This window comes from Micromonospora sp. NPDC006766 (assembly GCF_040636055.1).
Taxonomy (GTDB): domain Bacteria; phylum Actinomycetota; class Actinomycetes; order Mycobacteriales; family Micromonosporaceae; genus Micromonospora.
Map to the genome: position 1 here is coordinate 16,719 of NZ_JBEYIX010000030.1, position 22,564 is coordinate 39,282.

General features: G+C 72.3%; 19 protein-coding genes and 1 pseudogene. 11 read left to right on the forward strand and 9 right to left on the reverse strand.

Going from position 1 to position 22,564, the window contains the following annotated elements; all coding sequences use genetic code 11:
- Nucleotides 1-15 precede the first annotated feature (15 nt).
- Complete coding sequence (locus tag ABZ671_RS22035) at nt 16-1,497, forward strand: peptide MFS transporter (protein ID WP_357861092.1); 1,482 nt, start codon at nt 16-18, stop codon at nt 1,495-1,497.
- Nucleotides 1,498-1,508: 11 nt separating this feature from the next.
- Here the strand turns inward: ABZ671_RS22035 and ABZ671_RS22040 are convergent.
- Together ABZ671_RS22040 and ABZ671_RS22045 are read right to left on the reverse strand one after the other, a co-directional pair.
- Nucleotides 1,509-2,098 (reverse strand): annotated as a pseudogene (locus ABZ671_RS22040) (pyridoxamine 5'-phosphate oxidase family protein).
- Nucleotides 2,099-2,221: 123 nt separating this feature from the next.
- On the reverse strand, nt 2,222-3,361 hold the full coding sequence (locus ABZ671_RS22045; protein WP_357861095.1) for a hypothetical protein: 1,140 nt from the start codon (nt 3,359-3,361) through the stop codon (nt 2,222-2,224).
- Nucleotides 3,362-3,429: 68 nt separating this feature from the next.
- Between ABZ671_RS22045 and ABZ671_RS22050 the strand changes: the two genes are divergently transcribed.
- Nucleotides 3,430-3,939, forward strand: coding sequence for an NUDIX domain-containing protein (locus ABZ671_RS22050; RefSeq protein ID WP_357861098.1), 510 nt, complete (start codon nt 3,430-3,432; stop codon nt 3,937-3,939).
- Nucleotides 3,940-3,970: 31 nt separating this feature from the next.
- Here the strand turns inward: ABZ671_RS22050 and ABZ671_RS22055 are convergent, their stop codons facing one another.
- The 3 genes from ABZ671_RS22055 to ABZ671_RS22065 form a co-directional block, all read right to left on the reverse strand.
- Nucleotides 3,971-5,011, reverse strand: coding sequence for a LacI family DNA-binding transcriptional regulator (locus ABZ671_RS22055; protein ID WP_357861101.1), 1,041 nt, complete (start codon nt 5,009-5,011; stop codon nt 3,971-3,973).
- Complete coding sequence (locus ABZ671_RS22060) at nt 5,008-7,449, reverse strand: glycoside hydrolase family 3 C-terminal domain-containing protein (RefSeq protein WP_357861104.1); 2,442 nt, start codon at nt 7,447-7,449, stop codon at nt 5,008-5,010. The genes ABZ671_RS22055 and ABZ671_RS22060 overlap by 4 nt, the downstream gene beginning before the upstream one ends.
- A gap of 245 nt (nt 7,450-7,694) precedes the next feature.
- Complete coding sequence (locus ABZ671_RS22065) at nt 7,695-8,909, reverse strand: ROK family transcriptional regulator (RefSeq protein ID WP_357861107.1); 1,215 nt, start codon at nt 8,907-8,909, stop codon at nt 7,695-7,697.
- Between the two features lie 213 nt (nt 8,910-9,122).
- Here ABZ671_RS22065 and ABZ671_RS22070 point away from each other — a divergent pair, with 213 nt between their 5' ends.
- Genes ABZ671_RS22070 through ABZ671_RS22085 form a run of 4 tightly spaced genes read left to right on the forward strand, consistent with a single transcriptional unit; the run spans nt 9,123 to nt 14,769 of the window.
- Nucleotides 9,123-10,790 (forward strand): extracellular solute-binding protein, encoded by a 1,668-nt coding sequence (locus tag ABZ671_RS22070; RefSeq protein WP_357861110.1) that lies wholly within the window; start codon nt 9,123-9,125, stop codon nt 10,788-10,790.
- Nucleotides 10,791-10,792: 2 nt separating this feature from the next.
- Nucleotides 10,793-11,824: an ABC transporter permease subunit gene (locus ABZ671_RS22075; protein WP_357861113.1), complete on the forward strand. Its 1,032-nt coding sequence runs from the start codon at nt 10,793-10,795 to the stop codon at nt 11,822-11,824.
- A complete protein-coding gene (locus ABZ671_RS22080; protein ID WP_357861116.1) occupies nt 11,821-12,759 on the forward strand; it encodes a carbohydrate ABC transporter permease in 939 nt (312 codons plus the stop codon). Before ABZ671_RS22075 ends, ABZ671_RS22080 begins: the two co-directional genes overlap by 4 nt.
- A 3-nt stretch (nt 12,760-12,762) precedes the next feature.
- On the forward strand, nt 12,763-14,769 hold the full coding sequence (locus ABZ671_RS22085; protein WP_357861121.1) for a beta-galactosidase: 2,007 nt from the start codon (nt 12,763-12,765) through the stop codon (nt 14,767-14,769).
- Nucleotides 14,770-14,778: 9 nt separating this feature from the next.
- Here the strand turns inward: ABZ671_RS22085 and ABZ671_RS22090 are convergent, their stop codons facing one another.
- Entirely contained in the window at nt 14,779-15,429 is a 651-nt protein-coding gene (locus tag ABZ671_RS22090; RefSeq protein WP_357861124.1) for a LysE family translocator, read from the reverse strand.
- Between the two features lie 67 nt (nt 15,430-15,496).
- A complete protein-coding gene (locus ABZ671_RS22095) occupies nt 15,497-15,997 on the reverse strand; it encodes a LysE family transporter (protein WP_357861127.1) in 501 nt (166 codons plus the stop codon).
- Nucleotides 15,998-16,097: 100 nt separating this feature from the next.
- Here ABZ671_RS22095 and ABZ671_RS22100 point away from each other — a divergent pair, with 100 nt between their 5' ends.
- From ABZ671_RS22100 to ABZ671_RS22120, 5 genes are all read left to right on the forward strand, one after another.
- A complete protein-coding gene (locus ABZ671_RS22100) occupies nt 16,098-16,424 on the forward strand; it encodes a CGNR zinc finger domain-containing protein (RefSeq protein ID WP_357861130.1) in 327 nt (108 codons plus the stop codon).
- A 91-nt stretch (nt 16,425-16,515) separates the two neighbouring features.
- Nucleotides 16,516-17,064, forward strand: coding sequence for a GNAT family N-acetyltransferase (locus tag ABZ671_RS22105; protein ID WP_357861133.1), 549 nt, complete (start codon nt 16,516-16,518; stop codon nt 17,062-17,064).
- Between the two features lie 96 nt (nt 17,065-17,160).
- Complete coding sequence (locus ABZ671_RS22110; protein ID WP_357861137.1) at nt 17,161-17,652, forward strand: DUF1992 domain-containing protein; 492 nt, start codon at nt 17,161-17,163, stop codon at nt 17,650-17,652.
- A gap of 320 nt (nt 17,653-17,972) precedes the next feature.
- Nucleotides 17,973-19,046, forward strand: coding sequence for a P1 family peptidase (locus ABZ671_RS22115; RefSeq protein WP_357861140.1), 1,074 nt, complete (start codon nt 17,973-17,975; stop codon nt 19,044-19,046).
- 62 nt (nt 19,047-19,108) lie between these two features.
- Nucleotides 19,109-19,462 (forward strand): VOC family protein, encoded by a 354-nt coding sequence (locus ABZ671_RS22120; RefSeq protein WP_357861143.1) that lies wholly within the window; start codon nt 19,109-19,111, stop codon nt 19,460-19,462.
- Nucleotides 19,463-19,527: 65 nt separating this feature from the next.
- Here the strand turns inward: ABZ671_RS22120 and ABZ671_RS22125 are convergent, their stop codons facing one another.
- Both ABZ671_RS22125 and rox read right to left on the reverse strand, forming a co-directional pair.
- On the reverse strand, nt 19,528-19,857 hold the full coding sequence (locus ABZ671_RS22125) for a nucleoside triphosphate pyrophosphohydrolase family protein (RefSeq protein WP_357861145.1): 330 nt from the start codon (nt 19,855-19,857) through the stop codon (nt 19,528-19,530).
- Nucleotides 19,858-19,908: 51 nt separating this feature from the next.
- Entirely contained in the window at nt 19,909-21,333 is a 1,425-nt protein-coding gene (gene rox / locus ABZ671_RS22130) for a rifampin monooxygenase (protein ID WP_357861243.1), read from the reverse strand.
- Between the last annotated feature and the right edge of the window lie 1,231 nt (nt 21,334-22,564).

Consider the following 22,564-nt stretch of genomic DNA (forward strand, 5'->3'; position numbering starts at 1 on the left):
GCGCCGGAGGTGACGATGACCAGTGACATGCCGGCCGGGGCCAGACCGCCCGGCGGGAAGACGTTCTTCGGTCATCCGCGGGCGTTGTCGACCCTGTTCCTCACCGAGATGTGGGAGCGGTTCAGCTTCTACGGCATGCGGGCCATCCTGGTCCTGTATCTGACCGCAGCGGTCGCCGACGGTGGGCTGGCCATCCGGGAGTCCACCGCCAACGCCGTCTACGGCGCCTACAACGCGATGGTGTATCTGATGGCGCTGCCCGGCGGTTGGATCGCCGACCGGCTCATCGGCGCCCGGCGCAGCGTGCTGTGGGGCGGCGTGGTCATCGCGGCCGGCCACTATGTGATGGCGGTGCCGACGCGGTGGAGCGTGTTCGGCGGCATGACGCTGATCGTGCTCGGCACCGGGCTGCTCAAACCCAACATCTCCACCATGGTCGGCGACCTGTACGACCGGGACTCCCCGCGCCGCGACGCCGGGTTCTCGATCTTCTACATGGGCATCAACCTGGGTGGGTTCATCGCCCCGCTGGTCACCGGCCTGCTCGGCGAGAAGATCAACTGGCATCTGGGGTTCGGCGCCGCCGCGATCGGCATGACCTTCGGGGTGGTGCAGTACGTCGTCGGCGGCCGCAACCTGGGCGAGGCCGGCGCGCGGCCCGTCGACCCGCTGCTCGGGGCGGACCGGCGGCGGGCGTTGACCCACGTCGGCGTGGCCGTCGTGGTGGTGCTGGCGGTGCTGGCGGCGCTGGCCCTGGCCGGGCTGTTCACCGTCAACACGGTGGTCAACCTGCTCACCCTGGTCACCGTGCTGGTGGCCGCCGGATACTTCGCCCGGATCCTCACCGACCGGGAGGTCAGCGCCACCGAACGCAGCCGGATGAAGGCGTACCTGTGGCTGTTCGTCTTCGCCGCCGCGTTCTGGCTGATCTACGACCAGGCCGGGTCGGTGCTGAACATCTTCGCCGCCGACAAGACCAACCGGGGCGTGCTCGGTCTCACCTTCCCGGCGTCCTGGCTGCAGTCGGTGAACCCGATCCTGATCATCATCGGGGCGCCGTTGGCCGCCTGGCTGTGGCTGAAGCTCGGCCACCGGGTGTCCACCCCGATGAAGTTCGCCGTCGGGCTGGTCCTCAACGGCCTGTCGTTCGTGCTGATGGCCGCCGCGGCGCAGGCCGCCGTCGGCGGCCGGCTGGTCTCACCGTTGTGGCTGGTCGCGGTGTACGCCATCCAGGTCGCCGGTGAGCTGTCGCTGAGCCCGGTGGGCCTGTCGGCCACCACCAGGCTGGCCCCGGTCAAGTACGCCAGCCAGATGATGGGCCTGTGGTTCCTCGCCTCCGCCGTCGGCGACGCGATCGGCGGCCAGGTGGCCCGGCTGGCCGGGACCTGGTCGGAGGCGACCTACTTCCTCACGTTCGGGTTGGCGTCGGTGGTGCTGGGGCTGAGCGCGGTGATGTTCGCCCGGCACATCCGGATGCTGATGGCCGGCATCCACTGACCGGCGCCGGGTCATGCCGCCGGGGTGGGCGGCAACGGCAGCGGCAGGCCGGGCAGCCCGTCGATGCTGGTCGCCACGTGCTCCTTGCCGGCGAAGTAGGCGCCCAGCGACGCGTCGTCCTCCCGGGCGAACCGCCGGCCATGCAGGTCGCGGTCGGCGTCGTAGGTCATCAGCGGCACGGCGTAACCGCAGGTGTCGCGGATCAGCGTGGCGCGGACCACGATGATCGCCCGCAGACCGTGCACGGCGGTGTCGATGTCGGGAAAATGGCGTAGCAGGTCCGGCCAGCGGGGGTCGTCGCGGAACACCGGTTCGCCGCGCCCGTGCACCCGCACGATGTTCGGCGGGCCGGTGAACGCGCACCACATCAGCGTGATGCGGCCGTTCTCCCGCAGGTGGGCGATGGTCTCGGCGTTGCTGCCGGCGAAGTCCAGGTAGGCGACGGTGTGCTCGTCGAGCACCACGAAGGATCCGCGCAGGCCCTTGGGGGAGAGGTTGACCGTGCCGTCGCCCGCGAGGGGGCGGTGCCGGTGAAGAACATCGGCTGCGCCTCGATGAAGTCGCGCAGCCGGCCGTCGATGCGTTCGTACGTCTTTCCCATGCTGCGCATCATCGCCGCCGCGGGCGCGTCGCGCTGTCCCCGTCCCAGCTCATGGAGCCCGACCGCAACCGATGGTGACCGGGTCACGGTGGGCACACCGGCGTCGACGGGCCGGCGGGGCGGTCAGACGTCGCGGATGCTGAGCCGGGCCAGGGCGCTGGCCAGATCGCCGACCTGGTCGGCGAGCTGCCCGGCCCGGCGCTGGGCGGCGTCGCGGTCGGCCTCGACGGCGGCCAGCCGTACGGCCAGCTCGGCCAGTCGGGCCTCGAGCGTGCCGGCGGCCGCCCGCGCGGCCGCCAGGTCGGCGGCGAGGGCGTCCCGCTCCCCGACGCGGGCCGCTGCCTCCTCCCGGGCGGTGGCCGCCGCCGCGACGGCCTCGACCCGCGCCGCCTCGGCCCGGTCCCGGGCGGCCTGCGCCGCCTGCGCGGATCGCCGCGCCTGCTCGGCCTCCGTCCGCGCCTGCTCGGCCTGCGCGTCGGCCCGCGCGACCGCCGCCCCGGCCGCCTCGGCCTCGGCCCGCGACTGGTCGGCCTCGACCCGCAGCCGGTCGGCCCGCTCCACCGCCTCGCCGGCCGCGCGGGCGGCCCGCTCGGCGTCGGCGCGGGCAGCGTCCCGCTCGGCGGCCAGGTCGGTGACCCGGCGCCGCTGCGCGTCGAGTTCCGTGCGCGCCGCGCCCAGCTCGTCGCGGGCGGCGTCACGGTCCCGTTCGGCCTGCGCCCGCAGCGCCTGCGCGGCGCTGGCCTGGTCGCGGGCGGCGTCCCGGGCCGCCTCGGCGCGTTCGGCCCGCTGCGCGGCGCGGCCGGCCTCGGCCTCGGCGCGGTCGGCGTGTTCCCGGGCCGCGTCCCGCTCGGCCAGCGCCGCCTGGGCCTCCTGCCGGGCCCCGGCGGCGGTCGCGGTGGCAGCCTCGGCGTCCCGGCGGGCCTCGTCCCGTTCGGTGTGCGCGGCGGCCACCTGGGTGGCCGTTTCGGCGCGGACCTGTGCGAGCTGCCGTTCCACCCCGGCGGGGGACAGTTCGGCGTGCAGCGCCTCGGTGAGGGTCGCCACGATCTGGTCGAGCCGGTCCACCGCCTCCCAGGTGCGGGCCACCTGGCCGGGCAGGCCGGGGGCGTTGCGGTGGCGCATCCGCGAGTTGCGCGACGCCCGTTGGCAGGCCCCGTCGTTGTCCCGGCAGTAGCGGAACGGCCGGCCGGCGCCGGCACGCTGCGGCACCTGCCGTCCGCAGTGGGCGCACGGGCGGGTGTCGGGGGCGGGCTGGGCGTCCATCGGGGGCGAAGTCTAACGGCCGGTCCGCCGCCGGCGCGGCACGCCCGCGCCGGGTAGTGTTTGCGGCCATGCCCGTCTCGCCGTACATCGCCCGAATGCGTCGACACATCGGACAAGACCTGCTCATGCTGTACGGGGTCAGCGCGGTGGTGACCGACGAGACGGGGCGGCTGCTGCTGGCCCGCCGCAGCGACAACGGGCGCTGGTCCCTGCCGGCCGGTGTGGTCGACCCGGGCGAGCAGCCGGCCGACGCGCTGCTGCGCGAAGTGTTCGAGGAGACCGGCGTGCGGGTGGCGATCGACCGGGTCGGCGGGGTGGCCACCCACCCGGTCGTCTACCCCAACGGCGATGCCTGCGAATACCTCAACGTCTGGTTCCGCTGCCACGCGGTCGGTGGCACGGCCACCACCGACGGGGACGAGTCCATCGCGGTCGGCTGGTTCGACCCGGACGACCTGCCCGCGCTGGACGACTGGGGCCGGCTGCGGATCGACACCGCGCTGCGCGCGGAGACCAACGCCTGGTACGCCGCGCCGGGTGAGCGGCACCCGGCGCTCATCCGGCCCGACAACCTCTGACAGCGCGAGCGGCTTCCGGTGGGCCCGGCCGTCATTGGCCGCGCCCGGCGGTGCTGTCCCGCACGGCCAGCCGTGGCTCGAGCAGCGTCACCTCCGGCACCGGCTCGTCGCGCAGCCGGCGCATCAGCAACGTCACCGCCTGCCGGCCGACCTCCTCGGCGGGCACCGGCACGCAGGTGAGCCCCGCCTGCTCGGCGAGCTGATCCGGGCAGACGGCCACCACCGACATGTCCGTGGGCACCTGCCGGCCCAGGGCCGGCAGCGTGGCCAGCACCGGCCCGACCGCCGACTCGTTCTGCACGACGAGGCCGCGGATGTCGGGGTGACGGTCCAACAGGGACGCCAGGTCGCGGCGGATCGCCGTCCGGCCCTCCTCGCAGGGCAGCGTCACCGCGTCGAGGCCGAGCCGGGCGGCCGCGGCCAGCACCCCGGCCCGGGTCCGATGCGCGAAGCCGGTGCCCCGGGCGTAGACGGCCGCCGGGGCGCCGAGCAGCGCGACCCGCCGGTGCCCGAGCCCGGCCAGGTGCTCGACGCAGACCTCACCAGCCCGGTGAAAGTCCAGGTCGACGCAGGCCAGGGCGGTGGTGTCGGAGGGATGCCCGATCAGCACGCTCGGCAGCGCCAACTCCCGCAGCAACGGCACCCGGGAGTCCTCCAACTCCACATCCATCAGCAGGACACCGTCGACCATCGCCGCGGCGGCGATACGCCGCAGCCCGGCCGGCCCCTCGTCGGAGGTGACCAGCAGCACGTCGTGGTCGTGCCGGCGGGCGGTGGTCACCACTGCGGTGGCGAACTGCATCACCACCGGCACCTGCATCCCGGTGCGCAACGGCAGCACCAGGGCGATGACGTTCGCCTTGCGGCTGGCCAGGGCGCGCGCTCCGGCGTTGGGGTGGTAGCCGAGGGCGCGGACGCTGGCCAGGACCCGGTCCCGGGTCACCGCGGAGATCGCCCGTTTGCCGCTGAGGACGTACGACACGGTGCTCGCCGCGACCCCGGCGTGCCGGGCGACGTCGGCGATGGTGACGGGGTCGCCGCCGGTCCGGCCGCGACCCGGTGCGGTGGTCATCGGGCCACGCCGCACCGGTCGGTGGCCGGCGACGAGGCCGGGGCCGTGCCGGTCACGGTGAGGGCGCCGACCAGGCGGACGTCCCGGGCGGACCGGCCGACCAGCACGGTGTGGGTGGCGTCCTCCACCACCATCGCGCCGTGGGACTCGTCCCACCAGGCCAGCTCGGCGGTGCGCAGCCGCAGGGTGACCGTGGCGCGTTGCCCGGGCGCCAGGGCGACCCGGGTGAAGTCGCGCAACTGCCGCAGGGGTTGCTTGACCCGGGAGCGCCGCTGCCGGGTGTAAAGCTGCACCACCTCCGTGCCGGGTCGGTCGCCGGTGTTGGTGACCGCGACGCTCACCTCGACCACCTCGCCGGCGGTGACCTCGGTCGCGCTCAACCGCAGGTCGGCGTAGTCGAAACGGGTGTAGCTGAGCCCGTGCCCGAACGGGTACAGCGGCTCGCCCCGGTGGTACAGGTAGGTGGCGTCGGCGCTGATGATGTCGTAGTCGAGCAGGTCGGGCAGGTCGGCGGTGTCGGCGTACCAGGTCTGGGTGAGCCGGCCGGCCGGGTCGGCGTCGCCGAGCAACACGTCCGCGAGCGCGTTGCCGTGCTCCTGACCGCCGTGCGAGGTCCACAGCACCGCCGGCAGGTGCCGCTGCGCCCAGCCGACCGCGTACGGGTAGCTGCTGGTCACCAGCAGCACGGTCCGCGGGTTGGCGGCGTGCACGGCGCGCAGCAGCGTCTCCTGCCCGGTCGGCAGGGCCAGGTCGAGGCGGTCCTCGGTCTCGCGGCCGCCGACCATCGGGTGGTTGCCCAACGCCACCACGGCCACGTCGGCGGCGGCGGCCAGCGCGGCGGCCTCGGCCGCACCGTCGACGAGCAGGTCCACGGTGAACCGGGCGGCGTCGGCCGGGTCGGCCCCGACGGTCAGCCTGCCGTCGACGTCGACGGTGACATAGCGGTCGGTGGCCAGGTGGTGCAGCAGCGCCGTGCCGTCGGCGCGGTGGTGGAAGCGGAACGTCTCCCGGACCACCCAGCCGCCCGGGCCCGGACGGTCGTTGACCAGGGTGCCGCCCTCGTCGGCGCCGACGTGGCGGCCGTTGCCGACCGCGCGCAGCGCCACCACGTCGCGGCCCCAGTCGTACACGTCGAAGCCGGTGGGCTCGGCGTCGAGGGTCAGCGGGCCGCCGTCGGGGGTGTCCGGGCAGCGGACGTAGCGGTCGCGCAGGCGCAGCGTGATCCGGTCGGCGCCCGGGTGGGTGGTCACCTCGGGCAGCCGGGCGGCCAGGCCGGCGTACGCGCTGACCGTGTACGGCGGGGTGCCGCTGTACCAGTCGAGGTGGACGGTGTCGGCGAGCGGGCCGAGCACGGCCACCCGGGGCGCGGCGGCGCTCGTGAGGGGCAGCAGCCCGTCGTTGTGCAGCAGCACGACCGCCTGGCGGGCCGTCTCGCGGGCCAGTCGCCGGTGCGCCGGGCAGTCGATGACCTCGGGCGTCACGGCGGCGTACGGGTCGTCAGCCGGCGGGTCCAGGTCGCCCAGGCGCAGCCGTACGCCGAGGATCCGGCGGGCCGCCCGGTCCACGTCGGTTTCGGTGATGAGCCCGCGGCGCAGCGCCTCGGTCAGCCGCCGCAGCGTCGGGCCGCTGTCCTCGTCGTCCTCGGTGAAGCTGTCGATGCCGGCGCGCAGGGCGGCGGCGAAGCCTTCGACGTGGTCGGGCAGGTGGGCCTGCACCCCGGCGATGTTGCCGACCGCCGCGGCGTCGCCGACCACCATGATCTCGTCGTCGGCCCAGCCGCGCAGTTCGGCGGCGATGAGGGGGCTCAGGTGCGCCGGCACCCCGTTGACCCGGTTGTAGGAGGCCATCACGGCCACCGCCGCGCCGGCGGCGATGGGGGCCCGGAAGGCGGGCAGTTCGTACTCGTGCAGCACGCGGGGCGGCAGGTTGCTGGAGGTGGTGGCCCGGTCGGTCTCGTTGTTGTAGCCGAGGAAGTGTTTGAGGGTCGGCGCGGTGCGCATCCGGGTCGGGTGGTCGCCGCGCAGTCCGCGGGCGTACGCGGTGGCCAGCCGGCCGGTCAGCCACGGGTCCTCGGACCAGCCTTCCTCGTTGCGTCCCCAGCGTGGGTCGCGCAGCGGGTTCACCACCGGCGCCCACACGTTGAGGCCGACCCGCGCGGGGTCGGCGTGGTGCTTGGCGCGGACCTCGTCGCCGACGGCGGCGCCGACCGCCCGGATCAGGTCGGGGTTCCAGGTGGCGGCCAGCCCGACCGCCTGGGGGAAGACGGTCGCCGGGCCGAGCCAGGCGACGCCGTGCAGCGCCTCCGTGCCGGTGCGGAACGCCGGCAGCCCGAGTCGGGGCACCGGTGCCTGCCACTGGTGCAGCAGGCCGAGCTTCTCCGGCAGCGTGAGCCGGGCCAGCAGCTCCTCGAGGTGGTGGTGGGGGATGCGGTCGGTCATGGCGGGTGCCTTCCGTGGGCGTCTGGCCGGGATGTCGAAGCGCTTCGACGGCCGCCGTGACGAGCGGCGGTCCTCGGTCATGCGGATTCGAGCGGTGGCCGGCCCGGACGCTGGTGAAGCGCTTCGACGACCGCGGAAAGAGATGCCGCCTCGGCTGCCCTGGTGACGAGGTGGCGGTACCGAGGTTGGCACCGGGCGGCGATCCGGTCAAGGCCCGGTGCGCAGCCGGGCGTTGACCGGCGAGGTCAGGCGGCCGGTAGCCGGCCGGCCTCCACCGTGGCCAGCGCGGCGGTGGCGCCGCCGAGCGCGGTCGCCGCGGTGCCGAGGGTGCTGGCCTCCAACCGGCATTCGCCGGCGGCGAGGGTGCGGGCGGCCAGTTCTCCGCGGGCCGCCGGCAGCAGCCAGGGCGCCAGCGCCGCGAGGTGGCCGCCGACCACGACCACCTGCGGGTCGATCAGGTTGGCCAGGATGGACACCCCGTGGCCGAGCCGCCGGCCGATCTCGGCCAGTCCGGTCAGGACGGCATCGTCGCCGGAGCCGGCGAGGGCCTGGATCCGGTCGAGCTCCGGCAGATAGTCGACGACCGGGCCGTCCTGGCCGGCGTCGGGCAGGACGGCCCGGACGACGGCGTCCACCCCGATGAACGCGGCCAGGCAGCCGCGGCGGCCGCACGCGCAGGCCGGCCCGACCGGGTCCAGCGGCACGTGGCCGATCTCGCCGGCGAAGCCGTGGCCGCCGCGCAGCAGCCGGCCGCCGCTGATCACCCCCGCGCCGGGCGCGATCCCGCCGCTCAGGTGCACCAGGTCGGCCGTCCCGGCGTACGCGCCGTGCCGCTGCTCGGCCAGGACGGCGAGGTTGGCGTCGGTGTCGACGCCGACGGTGAAGCCCGGCTCGCGCAGCGCGCGGCGCAGCTCGGCGGCGAGCGGCACGTCCCGCCAGCCCAGCGCGGGGGCCAGCGGAACCTCGTCGTCGGTGCCCACCAGCCCGGGTACGCCCACGGTGAGGCCGAGCACGCTGCGGCCCTGCCCGGTGGCCCGGGTGATCGCCCGGCGGGCCAGCGCGGCGAGCGCGCGGACGGTCTCCTGCGGGGCGACGGCCGGCGCGGTGAAGGCGCGCCGCCAGGTGAGCAGCCGATTGCCGCCCAGGTCGGCCGCGACCACGACGAGTTCGTCGGCGCCGACCTGCAGGCCGAGCCCGACGTACGGCTCGCCGTCGAGGACGAGCATGGTGGCGGGCCGCCCGATCCGGTTCTCGGTGAGCCCGGTCTCGCGCAGCAGTCGCCGGTCGATCAGCTCGGTGACCAGGCTGGAGACGGTGGCCTTGTTGAGCCCGGTGTGCGCGGCGATGTCGGCCCGGGAGCACGGCGCGTGCAGCCGGACGTGTCGCAGGACCACGGCCCGGTTGGCCGTCCGGACGTCGCCGAGGTCGGTGGGCTGGGGTGGGGTGTGGATGCTGATCACGAGCTGCCCGCTTCCTGCGCCGACGCTGCCGTTCCCGGTGGTGCGGCCCCCATCATCGCCTACCTCCGCGGTCGGCCCGGATCGACCGCCCGGGGTGGGTGGGCTGTCTTGTGGGCGGGATCACCGTCGATTAGTTTGTTCGGCTAGAACCCCAACTAATCCTATCCGGTTCCAGGTCCTCGGCAAACCCACCACCCACGAAGGGAGTGCGCCGTGAAGCCGTCCCTGCCGGGCGCATCCACCGACCGCCGGACCCTGCTACGGCTGATCGGCCTCGGCGCCACCGCCACCCTCGGCGGCGGCGCCCTGGCCGCCTGCAGCAGGGAAGCCGGCAGCAAGGGCACCGCCACCAAGGCCGACACCATCCGATCGGTGCTGCCCACCCGTAAGTCGGCCGTGCTGCTCAAGCCGGACATTCCCGGGGAGGGACCGATCCCCGACGGCTACCTCAGCTATCCCCGACAGCTGGTGGACGCGGTCACCGAACAGCCCGGCCGAGGCGGGCCGGCCATCCGCACCATGAGCCCGTGGTGGGGGCCCACCCCGCCGACCCTTGGGAAGAACTCCTACCTCGCGGCGGTCAACGCCAAGCTCGGCGTCGACGTCGACCCCAGCCTGCAGGACGGCAACACGTACGCCGACAAGCTCAACGCGATGCTCGGCGCCCGCGACGTGCCGGACATCCTCAGCGTGCCCAACTGGGAGGTCGACAAGATCGCCCGATTCTCCGACGCGGTCAAGGCGCTCTTCGAGGACCTCACCGACCACCTCAAGAGCGACGCCGCGGCGAAGTATCCGTACCTGGCCGCGCTGCCCACCGGCGCCTGGGAGTACTCCGTCTGGGGCGGCCGGCTGGCCGCGGTGCCGTTCCCCACCGACGGGCCGTTCGCCTGGGCGCTGTTCCACCGCAAGGACCTGCTCGACCGGGCCGGTCTGGCCGCGCCGACCAGCCCCGACGAGCTGTACGAGTTGGGCAGGAAGGCCACCGACCCGGCCAAGGGCGTCTGGGCCTTCGGCAGCGTCTTCGACATGGTGCAGCAGTTCTTCGGCTGCCAACAGACCTGGCGCAAGCGGCCCGACGGCGGCCTGGAGCACAAGTTCGAGAACCCCGCGTTCGCCGCCGCCCTGGAGTTCACCGCCAAGCTGTTCAAGGAAGGCCTGGTCCACCCCGACACCGTGGCCAGCAAGGGTGCCGACGAGAAGCAGCTGTTCAAGGCCGGCAAGATCCTGATGTACCAGGACGGCCTCGGCGCCTGGCAGGGCATGCAGAGCGAGCAGACGCAGGTGCTGCCCAGCTTCGACATGCAGCCGCTGCCGGTCTTCGGCGCGGGCGGCGGCCAACCGATGATCTGGGGCAGCGAAAAGCCGATCTTCTTCACCTTCGTCAAGAAGGGCCTCGGCAAGGACCGCGTCGAAGAGCTGCTGCGGGTGCTCAACTGGTGCGCCGCCCCGTTCGGCAGCCGCGAGTTCGAGCTGCGCGAGTACGGCGTCGAAGGCAAGCACTTCACCCGCGCCGCCGACGGCAGCCCCGCCGCCACCGAGCTGGGCCGCAAGGAGATGGGCGCCCAGTACACCCACATCGGCGGCCGGATGCCGGTGAAGGTCCGCAGCGCCGACACCCCGAACTACGTGCAGGACTACCTCGGCTACTACCAGAAGAACATCAATCTGATGGAGAAGGACCTGTTCGCCGGGATCAAGCTCGAGCTCCCCGCCAACTGGTCGAAGATCATCCAGCCGACCGACGACAAGATCCTCGACATCCTGCGCGGCCGCCGGCCGCTCAGCGACCTGGAAACGGTGCGGAAGGAGTTCCTCACCACCGGCGGCGAGGAGGGGCGCGCGTTCTTCGAAAAGGCGCTCTCCGACAACGGCCGTTGACGATGAGCGAGCGCCAGCGAGCGACCACCCCGGGCTCCGCCGGCGTGCTGGACACGCCGGCGGCCACCCCGGCCGCACCGCCGGGGCGTACCCGGAAAAGAGCCCGGCGGCCCCTGCGCGCCCGGCTGGCCCGCGACTGGCCGCTGCTGGCCATGACCGCACCGGCCGCGGCGCTGCTGCTGGTCTTCCACTACCTGCCCACCCTGGGCAACGTCATCGCCTTCCAGGACTACAACCCGTTCATCGGCGACGACCCGATCGACGCGTTCCTGCACAGCGAATGGATCGGCTTCGGCAACTTCGAGGCCCTCTTCCGGGACCCGCTGTTCTGGGGCGCGGTCCGCAACACCCTCACCATCACCGCGTTCCAACTGGTCTTCTTCTTCCCCCTGCCGATCCTGCTGGCGATCCTGCTCAACAGCCTGATCTCCGGCCGGGTGCGCGGCTTCGTGCAGAGCGTCGTCTACCTGCCGCACTTCTTCAGCTGGGTGCTGGTGGTGACGTTCTTCGTGCAGATGCTCGGCGGCGCCGGGCTGCTCGCCCAACAGATGCGCCAGGGCGGCCTGGAACCCTGGAACGTGATGACCAACCCGGACGGGTTCATCGTGCTGGTCACCGCCGAGGCGGTGTGGAAGGACCTCGGCTGGGGCGCCATCGTCTTCCTCGCCGCCCTCGCGGCGATCAACCCGAACCTGTACGAGGCAGCCGCCGCCGACGGGGCCGGACGGTGGCGCCGACTGTGGCACATCACCCTGCCCGGCCTACGTCCGGTGATCGTGCTACTGCTCATCATGCGCCTCGGCGACGCGCTCTCCGTCGGTTTCGAACAGTTCATCCTGCAACGCGATGCGGTCGGCCGGAACGCCGCCGAGGTGCTGGACACGTTCGTCTACTACCAGGCGATCGTCACCCAGCAGTGGGGGCTCGGGGCCGCCGCCGGCCTGTTCAAGGCGGCGGTCGGGCTGGCGTTGATCCTCACCGCCAACCACGTCGCCCACCGGCTCGGCGAGCAGGGGGTGTATTCCCGAACATGACCAGTCAACTCGACGCCCCGACGATCCGGCCGCGGCGCTCCCGCCGGCCCGCCTGGGAGGAGCCACCCTCGCCGGCCGGGCAGGCCGCCAAGGGTGCCCTGCTGGTGCTGCTCGTCGCCGCGGTCCTCGTTCCCCTGTGGGCGGTCCTGGTGACCAGCCTCTCCTCCCGCACGACGATCGACGAGGCCGGTGGGATGGTGATGGTGCCGCGCGGCATCGACCCGTCGGCGTACGTGACCATCTTCAACGGTGGGCAGATCAGCCAAGCGGTCTGGATCAGCACCCTGATCACCGTGTTCGGCACCACCTTCAGCCTGGTACTCACCGTGCTCGCCGCCTACGGGCTGTCCCGGCCCGGGTCGGTCGGCCACCGGGGGCTGCTCTTCTTCTTCCTGCTGACCTTCCTCATCTTCCCGGGGCTGGTGCCCAGCTATCTGGTGGTCACCGGGCTCGGGCTCAAGGACAGCATCTGGTCACTGATCGTGCCCAGCGCGGTCAGCGTGTTCAACCTGGTGGTGATCCGGGCGTTCTTCATGAACGTCCCCGGCGAACTGCTCGACAGCGCCCGCATCGACGGGGCGGGAGAGTTCCAGATCCTCTGGAAGATCATGCTGCCGCTGTCGCGGGCGGTGATCGCGGTGATCGGGCTCTTCTACGCCGTCGGCTACTGGAACGCGTACTTCAACGCCGTGCTCTACATCGACGACAACGACAAGTTCCCGATCCAGCGGGTGCTGCAGAGCTACATCCTCGCCGGGCAGTCACCCAACGTCACCGGCGCGCCGGTGAACCTGCCCGGGGTGACCGCCTACCCGCCGACGCTCGCGGTCAAGATGGCGGTCGTGGTGATCACCGTGCTCCCAGCCGTGATCATCTACCCGTTCGTGCAGCGACACTTCACGAAGGGCATGATCACCGGCGCGGTGAAGGGCTGACGGATGCGCGACGACGGCCGGCTGCGCTACGGCGGCGACTGGAACCCGGAGCAGTGGCCGGCCGAGGTGTGGCGGGAGGACGTCGCGCTGATGCGCCGCGCCGGGGTCAACCTCGTCAGCGTCGGCGTGTTCGCCTGGTCCCGCCTCGAACCGGCCCCCGGCCGCTACACCTTCGACTGGCTCGACGAGGCGCTCGACCTGCTGCACGTCAACGGGATCCGGGCCGCGCTGGCCACCCCGACCGCGTCGCCGCCACCGTGGTTCTCCCTGGCCCACCCGGGCGCGCTGCCGGTCACCGCCGACGGCGTACGGCTGCACCACGGCAGCCGCGACACCTACTGCGCGGCCGCGCCCACGTACCGGGCCGCCGCGCGCGGCATCGCCGGCGCGCTCGCCGACCGGTACGCCCACCACCCGGCCGTGGCCCTGTGGCACGTGCACAACGAGTACGGCACCACCTGCCACTGCCCGCACACCGAGGCGGCGTTCCGCCGCTGGCTGGTCGACCGGTACGCCGACCTCGACGCCCTCAACGCCGCCTGGGTGACCAGCTTCTGGAGCCAGCACTACTCGGACTGGGCGCAGATCACCACCCCCCGGGCCACCCAGTACCTGGCCAACCCCGGTCAACTGCTCGACTTCCGCCGATTCTGGTCCGACACCCTGCTGGCCGCGTACACCGAGCAGCGGGACCTGCTGCGGGCGGCGAACCCGGCCGTACCGGTCACCACCAACTACGTGCTCGGCGACTGGGTGCCGGTCGACCACGCCCGGTGGGCCTCCGAGGTGGACGTGGTCGCCGTCGACCACTACCCGTCGGCGGTGGACGGCGGCGCCGAGGAGCAGACCGCGCTCGCCGCCGACCTGGCCCGCGGCTGGGCCCGGCACGGCGCGTACCGGCGGGGCACGGTCGACGCCGGCTGGCTGCTCATGGAGAGCGCGCCCCACCAGATCCACACCGCCGGGCGGATGCACACCAAGGAACCGGGCCGGATGACCCGGCACAGCCTCTCCCACGTCGCGCGCGGCTCCCGCGGGGTGATGTTCTTCCAGTGGCGGGCCTCGGCCGGTGGCGCGGAACGTTTCCACTCGGCGCTGGTGCCGCACGCCGGCCCGGACAGCCGGGTGTTCCGGGAAGCCACCCGGCTCGGTGACCTGCTGGCCCGGATCACCGAGGTCGACGCCGGCCGGGTGGAGGCCTCCGTCGCGATCGGCTGGGACGCCGCGTGCGGCTGGGCGTTGCAGCATCCGGGCCTGCCGTCGCAGCGGCTCGACCAGCAGGCGGAGGTGGCCGCCGCCCACCGCGCGCTGTGGCGGGCCGGCATCGCCTGCGACATGCTGGTGCCCGGCGACTCCCTCGACGGGTACCGGCTGCTCGTGCTGCCCGCCCTCTACCTGGCCGCCGACGCCACCGCCGACTGGGTACGCGACCACGTCCAGGCCGGCGGTCACCTGCTGGTCACCTGGCTCAGCGGGGTCGCCGACGAGCACGGCCGGATCCGTCTCGGCGGCTACCCGGGCGCGTTCCGCGACCTGCTCGGCGTACGCGTCGAGGAGTTCCACCCGCTCGCCGAAAACGACCGGGTGCCGCTGACCGGCGGCGGACACGGCCTGACCTGGACCGAAACCGTGCACCTGGCCGGGGCCGAGCCGGTCGCCGCGTACGCCGGCGGGGTGCTGAACGGGTGGCCGGCGGTGACCCGGCACCGGGTCGGCGACGCCCTCACCTGGTACGTCTCCACCCGCCCCGACGGCGACACCTACCAGCGGCTGCTCACCGAGGCCGCCCGCTCGGCCGGGGTCACCCCGGTCTGCCCGGACGCGCCACCCGGGGTGGAGGCGGTACGCCGCCGCGACGGTGACCGCAGCTGGCTGTTCCTGCTCAACCACACCGACCGGCCGCACCGGGTGCCCGCCGCCGGGACCGACCTGCTCACCGGCGAACCGGTCGACGATGCGGTGACCGTGCCGGCCGGCGGCGTCGCCGTGCTCCGCGAACCACCCGGCTGACGGCGGCGATCAGCCGGTGGCGACGGCGGCCCGGGACCGGTCCGCGGCGATGCGGATCGCGAGGCCGGCCAGCACGCTGCCCATCACGTACCGCTGCGCCCGCGCCCACCCGGGGCGGCGGACCAGGAACGCCGACACCGTGCCGGCGGTCAGCACGATCAGCCCGTTCACGGTCAGCGCGATGCTGATCTGGGTCAGCCCCAGCAGGAGGCTCTGCACCGCCACGTGCCCGCGCGTCGGGTCGATGAACTGCGGCAGCAGCGACACGTACAGGATGGCGATCTTCGGGTTGAGCAGGTTCGTGACCAGGCCCATGGTGAACAGCCTCCGGGGGTGGTCCGGCGGCAGCGGCGCGGGGGTGAACGCCGAGCGGCCGCCCGGGCGCAGCGTGCGCCAGGCCAGCCACAGCAGGTACGCGGCCCCGGCCAGCTTCACCGCCACATACAGCGTGGGCACCAGCACGAAGATCGTGGCGATCCCGGCGACCGCCGCGGCCAGGTAGACCAGGAAACCGACGGCCACCCCGAGCAGTGAGATCAGCCCGGCCCGCCGCCCCTGGGCGACCGACCGGGACACCAGGTAGACCATGTTCGGGCCGGGCGTGAGCACCAGACCCAACGCCACCAGGGCGATCCCTGCCACCGCGCCGACCGTGACCACACGCCCTCCCCGGGTTCGTCCCGTCGTGACCATATGCCCCGGCTGGCCATGGTGGCCGTGACGGGCGTCACGTCAGCGCGGCCCGTACGCCGAGGGCCAGCAGGATTCCGCCGGCCAGCCGGTCGAGCAGGCGCCGGGCGGCGGCGAGCCGCCACAGCCGGGCGGCGGCGCCGGTGACGGCGGCCCAGCCGGCGAGCCAGCAGGTGTGCAGGGCGGCGTGTGCGGTGGCCAGGAGGAGCATCTGCCCCAGCACCGGTCGACCCGACGCCAGGAACTGCGGCGCGAGGGTGAGGTAGACGGCGGCGGCCTTGGGGTTAAGCACGTTGCCGAGCAGACCCTGCAGGTAGGGATGGCGGGCCCGCCATCGCCGTCGGCCGTCCGGCCCGCCCGGGTTGGCGGGGGTGCTCGACGCGGTCCGGCGGATCGAGGACCACATCATCCACACGCCGAGCCCGGCGAGGTACGCGGCGCCGGCCAGCTTGACCACCCAGAACGCCTGGGACGAGCGCAGGACCAGCACCGCGAGGCCGACGGCGGCGAGAACGGCGTGCGCGTACAGCCCGGTCACCGTACCCAGGATCACCCACCACAGCCCTGCCGTCGCCCGCCGCCCGCGACGCGGGAGACGACCAGGGTGAGACGAGCAGACCCGGCTCGACGTGGTGAGGGTGCGCCGCGCCGTGCGTACCCTCTTCGCCGCAGCCGTCCGGCCGGGGCCGCCGAGCCGGGCCGACACCAGCGCTCTGCTGTCCCCGGCAGAAGCGGTCGAGCGGCTCAACCGGACCGCCGCGGCGGCGCCGGTCCGTCCCGTGCTCAGCTGGCCGGATGGCGCCGCTCCGACCCTCACCTGGGCCGCCGAGGTGGACGATGCCCGGCTACGGCTCACGGCGGGGCTGGCTCGCAAGGACCATCCGCGTCAGGAGTGGTGCAAACCCTCCTGCGGCAACCGGGCGCGCGTCGCCCGCCACTACCAACGGCACAACGCCGACCGGTGAGCAGCCGGCGGCGACACCTCAGGCACCCGCGATAACGGTTGTCGGCCCATCGGGGGCCGCCGTGGGCGGCGAAGTGGGCCAGACTACCGACATGTCGATCGTGCTGCACGCCCCGTCCACCCCGACCGCGCCCGGCCTTCTGCTGCGGCCGTGGCGCGGCGGCGACGCCGACGCGCTGCTGACCGCGTACCGGGACCCGGTGCTGTTGAGCCGGACTAAGAACCCGGTGACCACCCCGGCCGAGGCCCGCGCGTTCCTGCGCCACAGCCAGCAGGGCTGGGCTGCCGGCCGCCGGTTCAGCTTCGCCGTGACCGAGGCGACACCCGAGGGGGAACGGCTGGCCGGGCACGTGCTGCTCAAGGAAGTGGCACCCGGTCGACCGTACGCCGAGGTGGGCTACTGGACGACGGCGGCCGCCCGCGGTCGCGGCGTCGCGCCCCGCGCCGTGGACGCGATCAGCGAGTGGGCGTTCGCCCGATTCTCCGCCAGCGGCCTGACCGGCCTCGAACTGATGCACCAGATCGACAACCCGGCCTCCTGCCGAGTGGCGGAGAAGAGCGGCTACATCTTCCAGGAGGTGCTGCCCGCCCGGCCGCCGTTCCCCCGCGACGGCCACCGCCACGTCCGCCGACGGCCCTGATCCACCCGGGTGCGACTCGGACCCCGCGCCGTACCCGACCTGCAGTCCGTCGAGCGCTGACGGTGGCCGGCTCGGCGGATATGGTGGGTGCGGGAGGTGACAGCAGTGGTTGCTGGTTGGGAGGCGGCGGTCGAGGCGCAGATCCGCGCGGCTCAGGAGCGCGGCGAGTTCGACAACCTGCCCGGCGCCGGCAAACCGATCCCCGGGCGGAACCTGCCCTACGACGAGTCGTGGTGGATCAAGAGCTTCCTGGAGCGGGAGCGGATCCCGGGCGACCTGCTGCTGCCCACCCCGTTACAGCTGCGTCGGCGAGTGGAGCGGCTGCCCGACGAGGTGCGGGACCTGCCCACCGAGGAGTCGGTCCGGGCGTTCGTCGCCGATCTGAACACCCAGATCGTGGCGTGGCTGCGCACCCCCACCGGCCCCCGCGTGGTGGTCCGCCCGGTCAACGCCGACGACACCGTACGCCGCTGGCAGGCCGACCGGGCGGCAGCCGCCGCCGACCGGGTCGCCGCGACGGCGGACCCTGCGCCGGTCGAGGTGCCCCGGGCGCGGCGGTGCTGGCGGCTGCCCTGGCGGCGCCGCTGACCTGCCTCAGTCCAGCGCGGCCCGCCAGCTCCCCCGGGGCCGGTCGACCAGCGGCGCCCGCCCGGTCATGGCGGACTCGGCAGCCCGGGCACGGATCTGGCGCACCTACGCAGAGCATCCCGCGTGGCGCGCCGAGCTGCAGCGGTCGGGCACGGCGGTGCGCGCGCTGACCCAGAACGTTGACAGCCCGCACCAGCGGGCCGGCCTGCCGGCGCGGATGGTGCTCGAGCTGCGGTGCAGCGGGGGCGACGTCCGTACGCCGGCCGCCGCGACGCCATCCTGGATTCTGTTGTTGAAGCCAACACCGACCCAGGAGTCCCATGAACCCGCTCGTCAACCGGCCCCGCGCCCGCGACCTCGGCGTTGTCGTCGGAGCGTTGCCCACCGGAGCGCACAACGCGATCACCGACGTCCCAGGGGTGCTGGTGGGGCACACCACCATCGAGGACGACGCCGACCTGCACACCGGCGTCACCGCGATCGTGCCGGGCCAACTCGGCCCCGACCGGTGGACGCTGCCGGCGGCCGTGTACACCGGGAACGGTTACGGGAAGCTCGTCGGCTCGACCCAGGTGAGCGAGCTCGGCGTCCTGGAATCACCGATCGTTCTGACCGGCACGCTGTCGGTGTTCCGGGCCGCGGACGCGCTGCTGACCTACCTGATGGACCGACGGCCGGACGTCCTGTCGCTCAATCCGCTGGTGGGCGAGACCAACGACGGTCACCTGTCGGACATCCGGCGACGCCCGATCACCGAGCGGCATGTCCTCGACGCCGTCACCGGGGCCTCCGCGCAGCAGCCGGCGGAGGGGTGCGTCGGCGCCGGGACCGGCACCACGGCCCTGGGCTACAAGGCGGGAGTCGGCACCTCGTCCAGAACGGTCCCCGCCGCCGACCGTCAGGTGACGATCGGTGCCCTCACCCAGTCCAACTTCGGTGGCGTGCTGACCGCGCTGGGTGTCCCGCTGCCGGTTGAGGAACTGATCCCGGACGCCGACCGGACCGCGCCGCCCGGCAATTCCTGCATGATCGTGGTGGCCACCGACGCGCCCCTGGACGCCCGGCAGCTGGGTCGCCTGGCCCGGCGGGCCATCTTCGCCATGGGACGGGTCGGTGCGTCGTACAGCAACGGCAGCGGCGACTACGCGATCGCGTTCAGCACAGCCGGGCCCGACCAGCCGCCGATCCCGGACGCGCAGCTCGATCCGGTCTTCGCCGCCGTCCTGGATTCGGTTGAGGAAGCGTTGCTCAACTCGATCTTCACCGCCACGACCACCAGGGGAGTGGGCGGCCGAGTCAGCCATGCCCTGCCGTACGAGGCCGCTGTCAGGCGGCTGGCCGCGGCCAGCCGCCTGACGGACAGTGTCCTGCAGCCGGCGAAGTCAGACGGATGAGATGACCTTGGGGCGGCAGAGGTGCGGCGCCAGCCCGATCGCCGTCCTGGCAAAATTGCGGCATGGAACGTGTGCTTGGAATCGGTGGATACTTCATGCGGGCTGCCGACCCGGCGGCCCTGAGCGCGTGGTACCGCAATTGCCTAGGCTTGGACGCCGACGAGAACGGACTGTGGCATCAGGGAACCGGGCCCACCGTGTTCGCGGCGTTCGAGTCCGAGACCGACTACTTCGGGTCCCGAGCCCAGCAAACCATGCTCAACTTTCGGGTCCGCGACCTGGATGCGATGCTCACGCAATTGCGCGCCAAGGGAGCAGACGTGTCCGAGGAGACGCAGGACATGGAGGGTGTCGGTCGATTCGGCTGGGTCACCGACCCTGAGGGCAATCGGATCGAGCTGTGGCAGCCCGCCTGACCACATCTTCACGCCGGGGTGGTCCAGGGCCACCCCGGCCTGGCCGGCATCCGGCAGGTCCCCGCTCAGCGGTTGTCGCCGCTGCCACCCAGCACGCACCGCTCCTGGCGGCTGGCCAGCTTGGCCAGGTTGCCCGTCGCGATGTCGTCCAGCGAAAGATCGAGATAGTCGGCGAGCACCGCCACGTACCAGAGCACGTCACCGAGTTCCTTGGCGATGTCGTCCCGGTCGATCCGCGCCTCGTCGCTGTCGAGGTCTCGAACCCACTTCTTGAACTTTTCGGCGATCTCCCCCGACTCACCGACCAGCCCGAGCACCAGATGGAGCAGTTCGTTCCTCTTGTCACGTGGAGCGGCCGTGCGGAGGGCGCCGCGCTGATACTCGTTCAGTTCCATATCGCTCTTTTCGTTCGAATTGGCGAGGCTGAGTCGGGTTGACCTGCGAAATTAGTTGGTCGGCTTACCGAACCAGCGGGAGAGGTGGTCGTCCAGGTCCTGCTGATCGTCCCCGATCCAGGCGACGTGGCCGTCGGGGCGTAGCAGGACGCACGGAACGTCCAGTGCCGCGGTGGGATCCCCGAGGTAATCGACCCGGTCCGACCAGCCGCCGACGGTCAGACGTTCGGTGCGGTCCAGCAGCAGGCCGCGGCCGCGATGCAGCAGGCCGTAGAGGTGGCCCTCTTTCACGTCGATGTCGCGCAGGCGGCGGCCGAGCAGGTCGGGGCCTGCGCCGAAGTCGTAGCGGATACCGATCGCGGTGATCTTCTCGATCAGATGGCGGTTCACCTCGTCGAAGTCCATCAGTTCGGCGAGCAGCCTGCGCACGGCCTGCGGGCCCGGTTCGGTGGACAGCAGTTCCATCTGGGCGCGGGTGTTGTCCAGCACTTCCTCGGCGACCGGATGACGTTCGGCCTGGTAGGTGTCCAGCAGTGTTTCCGGCGCCCAGCCGCGGATCTGTGCGGCCAGTTTCCAGCCGAGGTTGAAGGCGTCCTGAACGCCCAGGTTGAGGCCCTGTCCGCCGATGGGTGGATGGATGTGTGCCGCATCGCCGGCCAGCAGCACCCGCCCGACCCGATAACGTTCGGCTTGCCGTGTGGCATCTCCGAAGCGGGACAACCAGCGCGGGGAGTGTACGCCGAAGTCGGTTCCGGCGATGGTGCGCAACTGTTGTTTGAAATCCTCGAGGGTGGGCGGTTCCGCGCGATCGCTGACTCCCGCGGCGGGGACGACGACGCTGTAGGCCCCAGCGCCGAAGGGCCGGAGCCAGAATCGCTGATGGGTCTCGCGGATCTCGGTCACCTTGGCGGCGATCTCCTCCTGCGGCACACCCACTTCCATCTCGCCCATCAGCGTCTCGGTCCGCGCGGGCTCGCCGGGGAAGCCGACGCCGAGCAGCTTGCGCACCGTGCTGCGCCCGCCGTCACAGCCGACGAGGTAGCGCGAACGCAGCCGCTCCCCGTCCGCCAGCTCGACGGTCACACCGTCGTCGTCCTGCTCGAAATCGGCTACCGCACAACCGCGCCGGACCTGCGCACCCAGGTCGATCGCATGTTCTTCGAGCAGGTGAACGATGACCGGCTGCGGAATGCCCAGCAGATAGGCGTACGCGGAATCCAGGCCCTTGGGCACGGGTTTGTTGATGGCGGCGAACAAGTCGCCGGCCGGACGTTGTCGTCCGCGTCGGAGAATGCGCTCCAGCAGCCCGCGCATTGCCATCAGTTCGAGACTGCGAATGTGCAGACCGACTATGCGGACGAACGACACGGGCTCGGTTTCCTTTTCGAGGACGAGTACCCGTACATCGTGCAGCCGCAGTTCGGCGGCCAGCATCGCGCCGGTCGGCCCGCACCCGGCAATGATCACGTCGAACATGACGGGCGTGCTATCGGTGTCGGCGGCCGGCGATGGAAGTCCGGGGACGTCGCCCACGGTGGGGTCGCGCTCGACCGTGTCGGTCGACGACGGCTCGGCGGTGAAGTGCAGAGAGTCCATAGGTGTTGCCTTCCGGGAGTGCCTTATTGGCGAGGCGCTCCCGGCGACATCTACGTCAATCGCCCGACCGTGACCAGGAGGGGGAGCACCCACATCGATACAGCGTTCATGGGTCTCACCTCCTTGGGCGGTGTCACGGGCAACTGCAAGCTACAAGCCCGAGCATCATCCCGTCCAGTCCTTCCCCGCCACGTGATCACGACTACGAACGGGCCAGAGCAGCCAGAACGGCTGCGATACGATCCCGGTCACCGACGGGTCGAAGTCCAACGCCACCAGGTGATCACGTTCCATCCACGACGCGAAGCCGACCCGGCGGCGCGGTGGCCATGCATTACCGCCGCGCGCGCTGAATCGCAGGAGTCCATCGCCGCCAGCTCATCGGCTGCGCGGCGTACTCCTCGCGCTCGCCCCCGTTACCGTCTTGATCGTCCCCAGCCGGGGACTCCTCGGTCGCCCGGCCCGGTATGACTTACTTCCCCTGTCGTACGCATGATCCGGGGGTGTTGTCGCCGGGGCGGGTGGCGTCGGCGGACCGCTGATAGGGACCCGGCCACCCCGGTGCTCGGGGTAGATCTCTTCGTAACGTGGATGGCAACTGGAACGCGTCCTCGGCCCCAATCCCACCATCGGCCGAGACCTGAGCGACTCGCTCAGGGTTCCGTTATCGCCGGCTTCACGTTCTACCTGGTGGTCGCTGAGGCCTGCTCTGGCGTGCGATGACCAGGATCGCAGCGCCCCATGAAGCCATCTCCGGGTTTCATGAGGCGCTGCCGCGTTCATGTCCACGGCTCGAGACGGCATCTTACGAGCTCGCCCACTCTTCGACTGAGGCCTGACTCGCCACCAGATCTGATGAGACGCCGCCACCATCACCGACAGATCCCCTGAGATGCCGCCAGTTCAAGCGAGACCTGACACTCGCCAGTTCATCTGGGAAGCGACAACCTGCGCCCATCCGGTTGAATTTTTGGATTACCGGTAACATCAATCCAAAAATTCAACCGGGCAAAGCGGGCGTAACGGTACTACATCATAATGACAGTTCTTGTGTGTAATGCATTAGGATGGTGCAATCAACAGCCAGGTGCCCTGGACGCAGAGACGTTCC

Bases quoted from the DNA above. Each gene is read 5' to 3' on its own strand.
- ABZ671_RS22060 (WP_357861104.1), bottom strand. From the start codon at position 7,449: ATGACCGACCGCATCCCCCACCACCACCTCGAGGAGCTGCTGGCCCGG.
- ABZ671_RS22055 (WP_357861101.1), bottom strand. From the start codon at position 5,011: ATGACCACCGCACCGGGTCGCGGCCGGACCGGCGGCGACCCCGTCACC.
- ABZ671_RS22075 (WP_357861113.1), top strand. From the start codon at position 10,793: ATGAGCGAGCGCCAGCGAGCGACCACCCCGGGCTCCGCCGGCGTGCTG.
- ABZ671_RS22120 (WP_357861143.1), top strand. From the start codon at position 19,109: ATGGAACGTGTGCTTGGAATCGGTGGATACTTCATGCGGGCTGCCGAC.
- rox (WP_357861243.1), bottom strand. From the start codon at position 21,333: ATGTTCGACGTGATCATTGCCGGGTGCGGGCCGACCGGCGCGATGCTG.
- ABZ671_RS22035 (WP_357861092.1), top strand. From the start codon at position 16: ATGACCAGTGACATGCCGGCCGGGGCCAGACCGCCCGGCGGGAAGACG.
- ABZ671_RS22105 (WP_357861133.1), top strand. From the start codon at position 16,516: ATGTCGATCGTGCTGCACGCCCCGTCCACCCCGACCGCGCCCGGCCTT.
- ABZ671_RS22085 (WP_357861121.1), top strand. From the start codon at position 12,763: ATGCGCGACGACGGCCGGCTGCGCTACGGCGGCGACTGGAACCCGGAG.
- ABZ671_RS22080 (WP_357861116.1), top strand. From the start codon at position 11,821: ATGACCAGTCAACTCGACGCCCCGACGATCCGGCCGCGGCGCTCCCGC.
- ABZ671_RS22115 (WP_357861140.1), top strand. From the start codon at position 17,973: ATGAACCCGCTCGTCAACCGGCCCCGCGCCCGCGACCTCGGCGTTGTC.
- ABZ671_RS22050 (WP_357861098.1), top strand. From the start codon at position 3,430: ATGCCCGTCTCGCCGTACATCGCCCGAATGCGTCGACACATCGGACAA.
- ABZ671_RS22125 (WP_357861145.1), bottom strand. From the start codon at position 19,857: ATGGAACTGAACGAGTATCAGCGCGGCGCCCTCCGCACGGCCGCTCCA.
- ABZ671_RS22045 (WP_357861095.1), bottom strand. From the start codon at position 3,361: ATGGACGCCCAGCCCGCCCCCGACACCCGCCCGTGCGCCCACTGCGGA.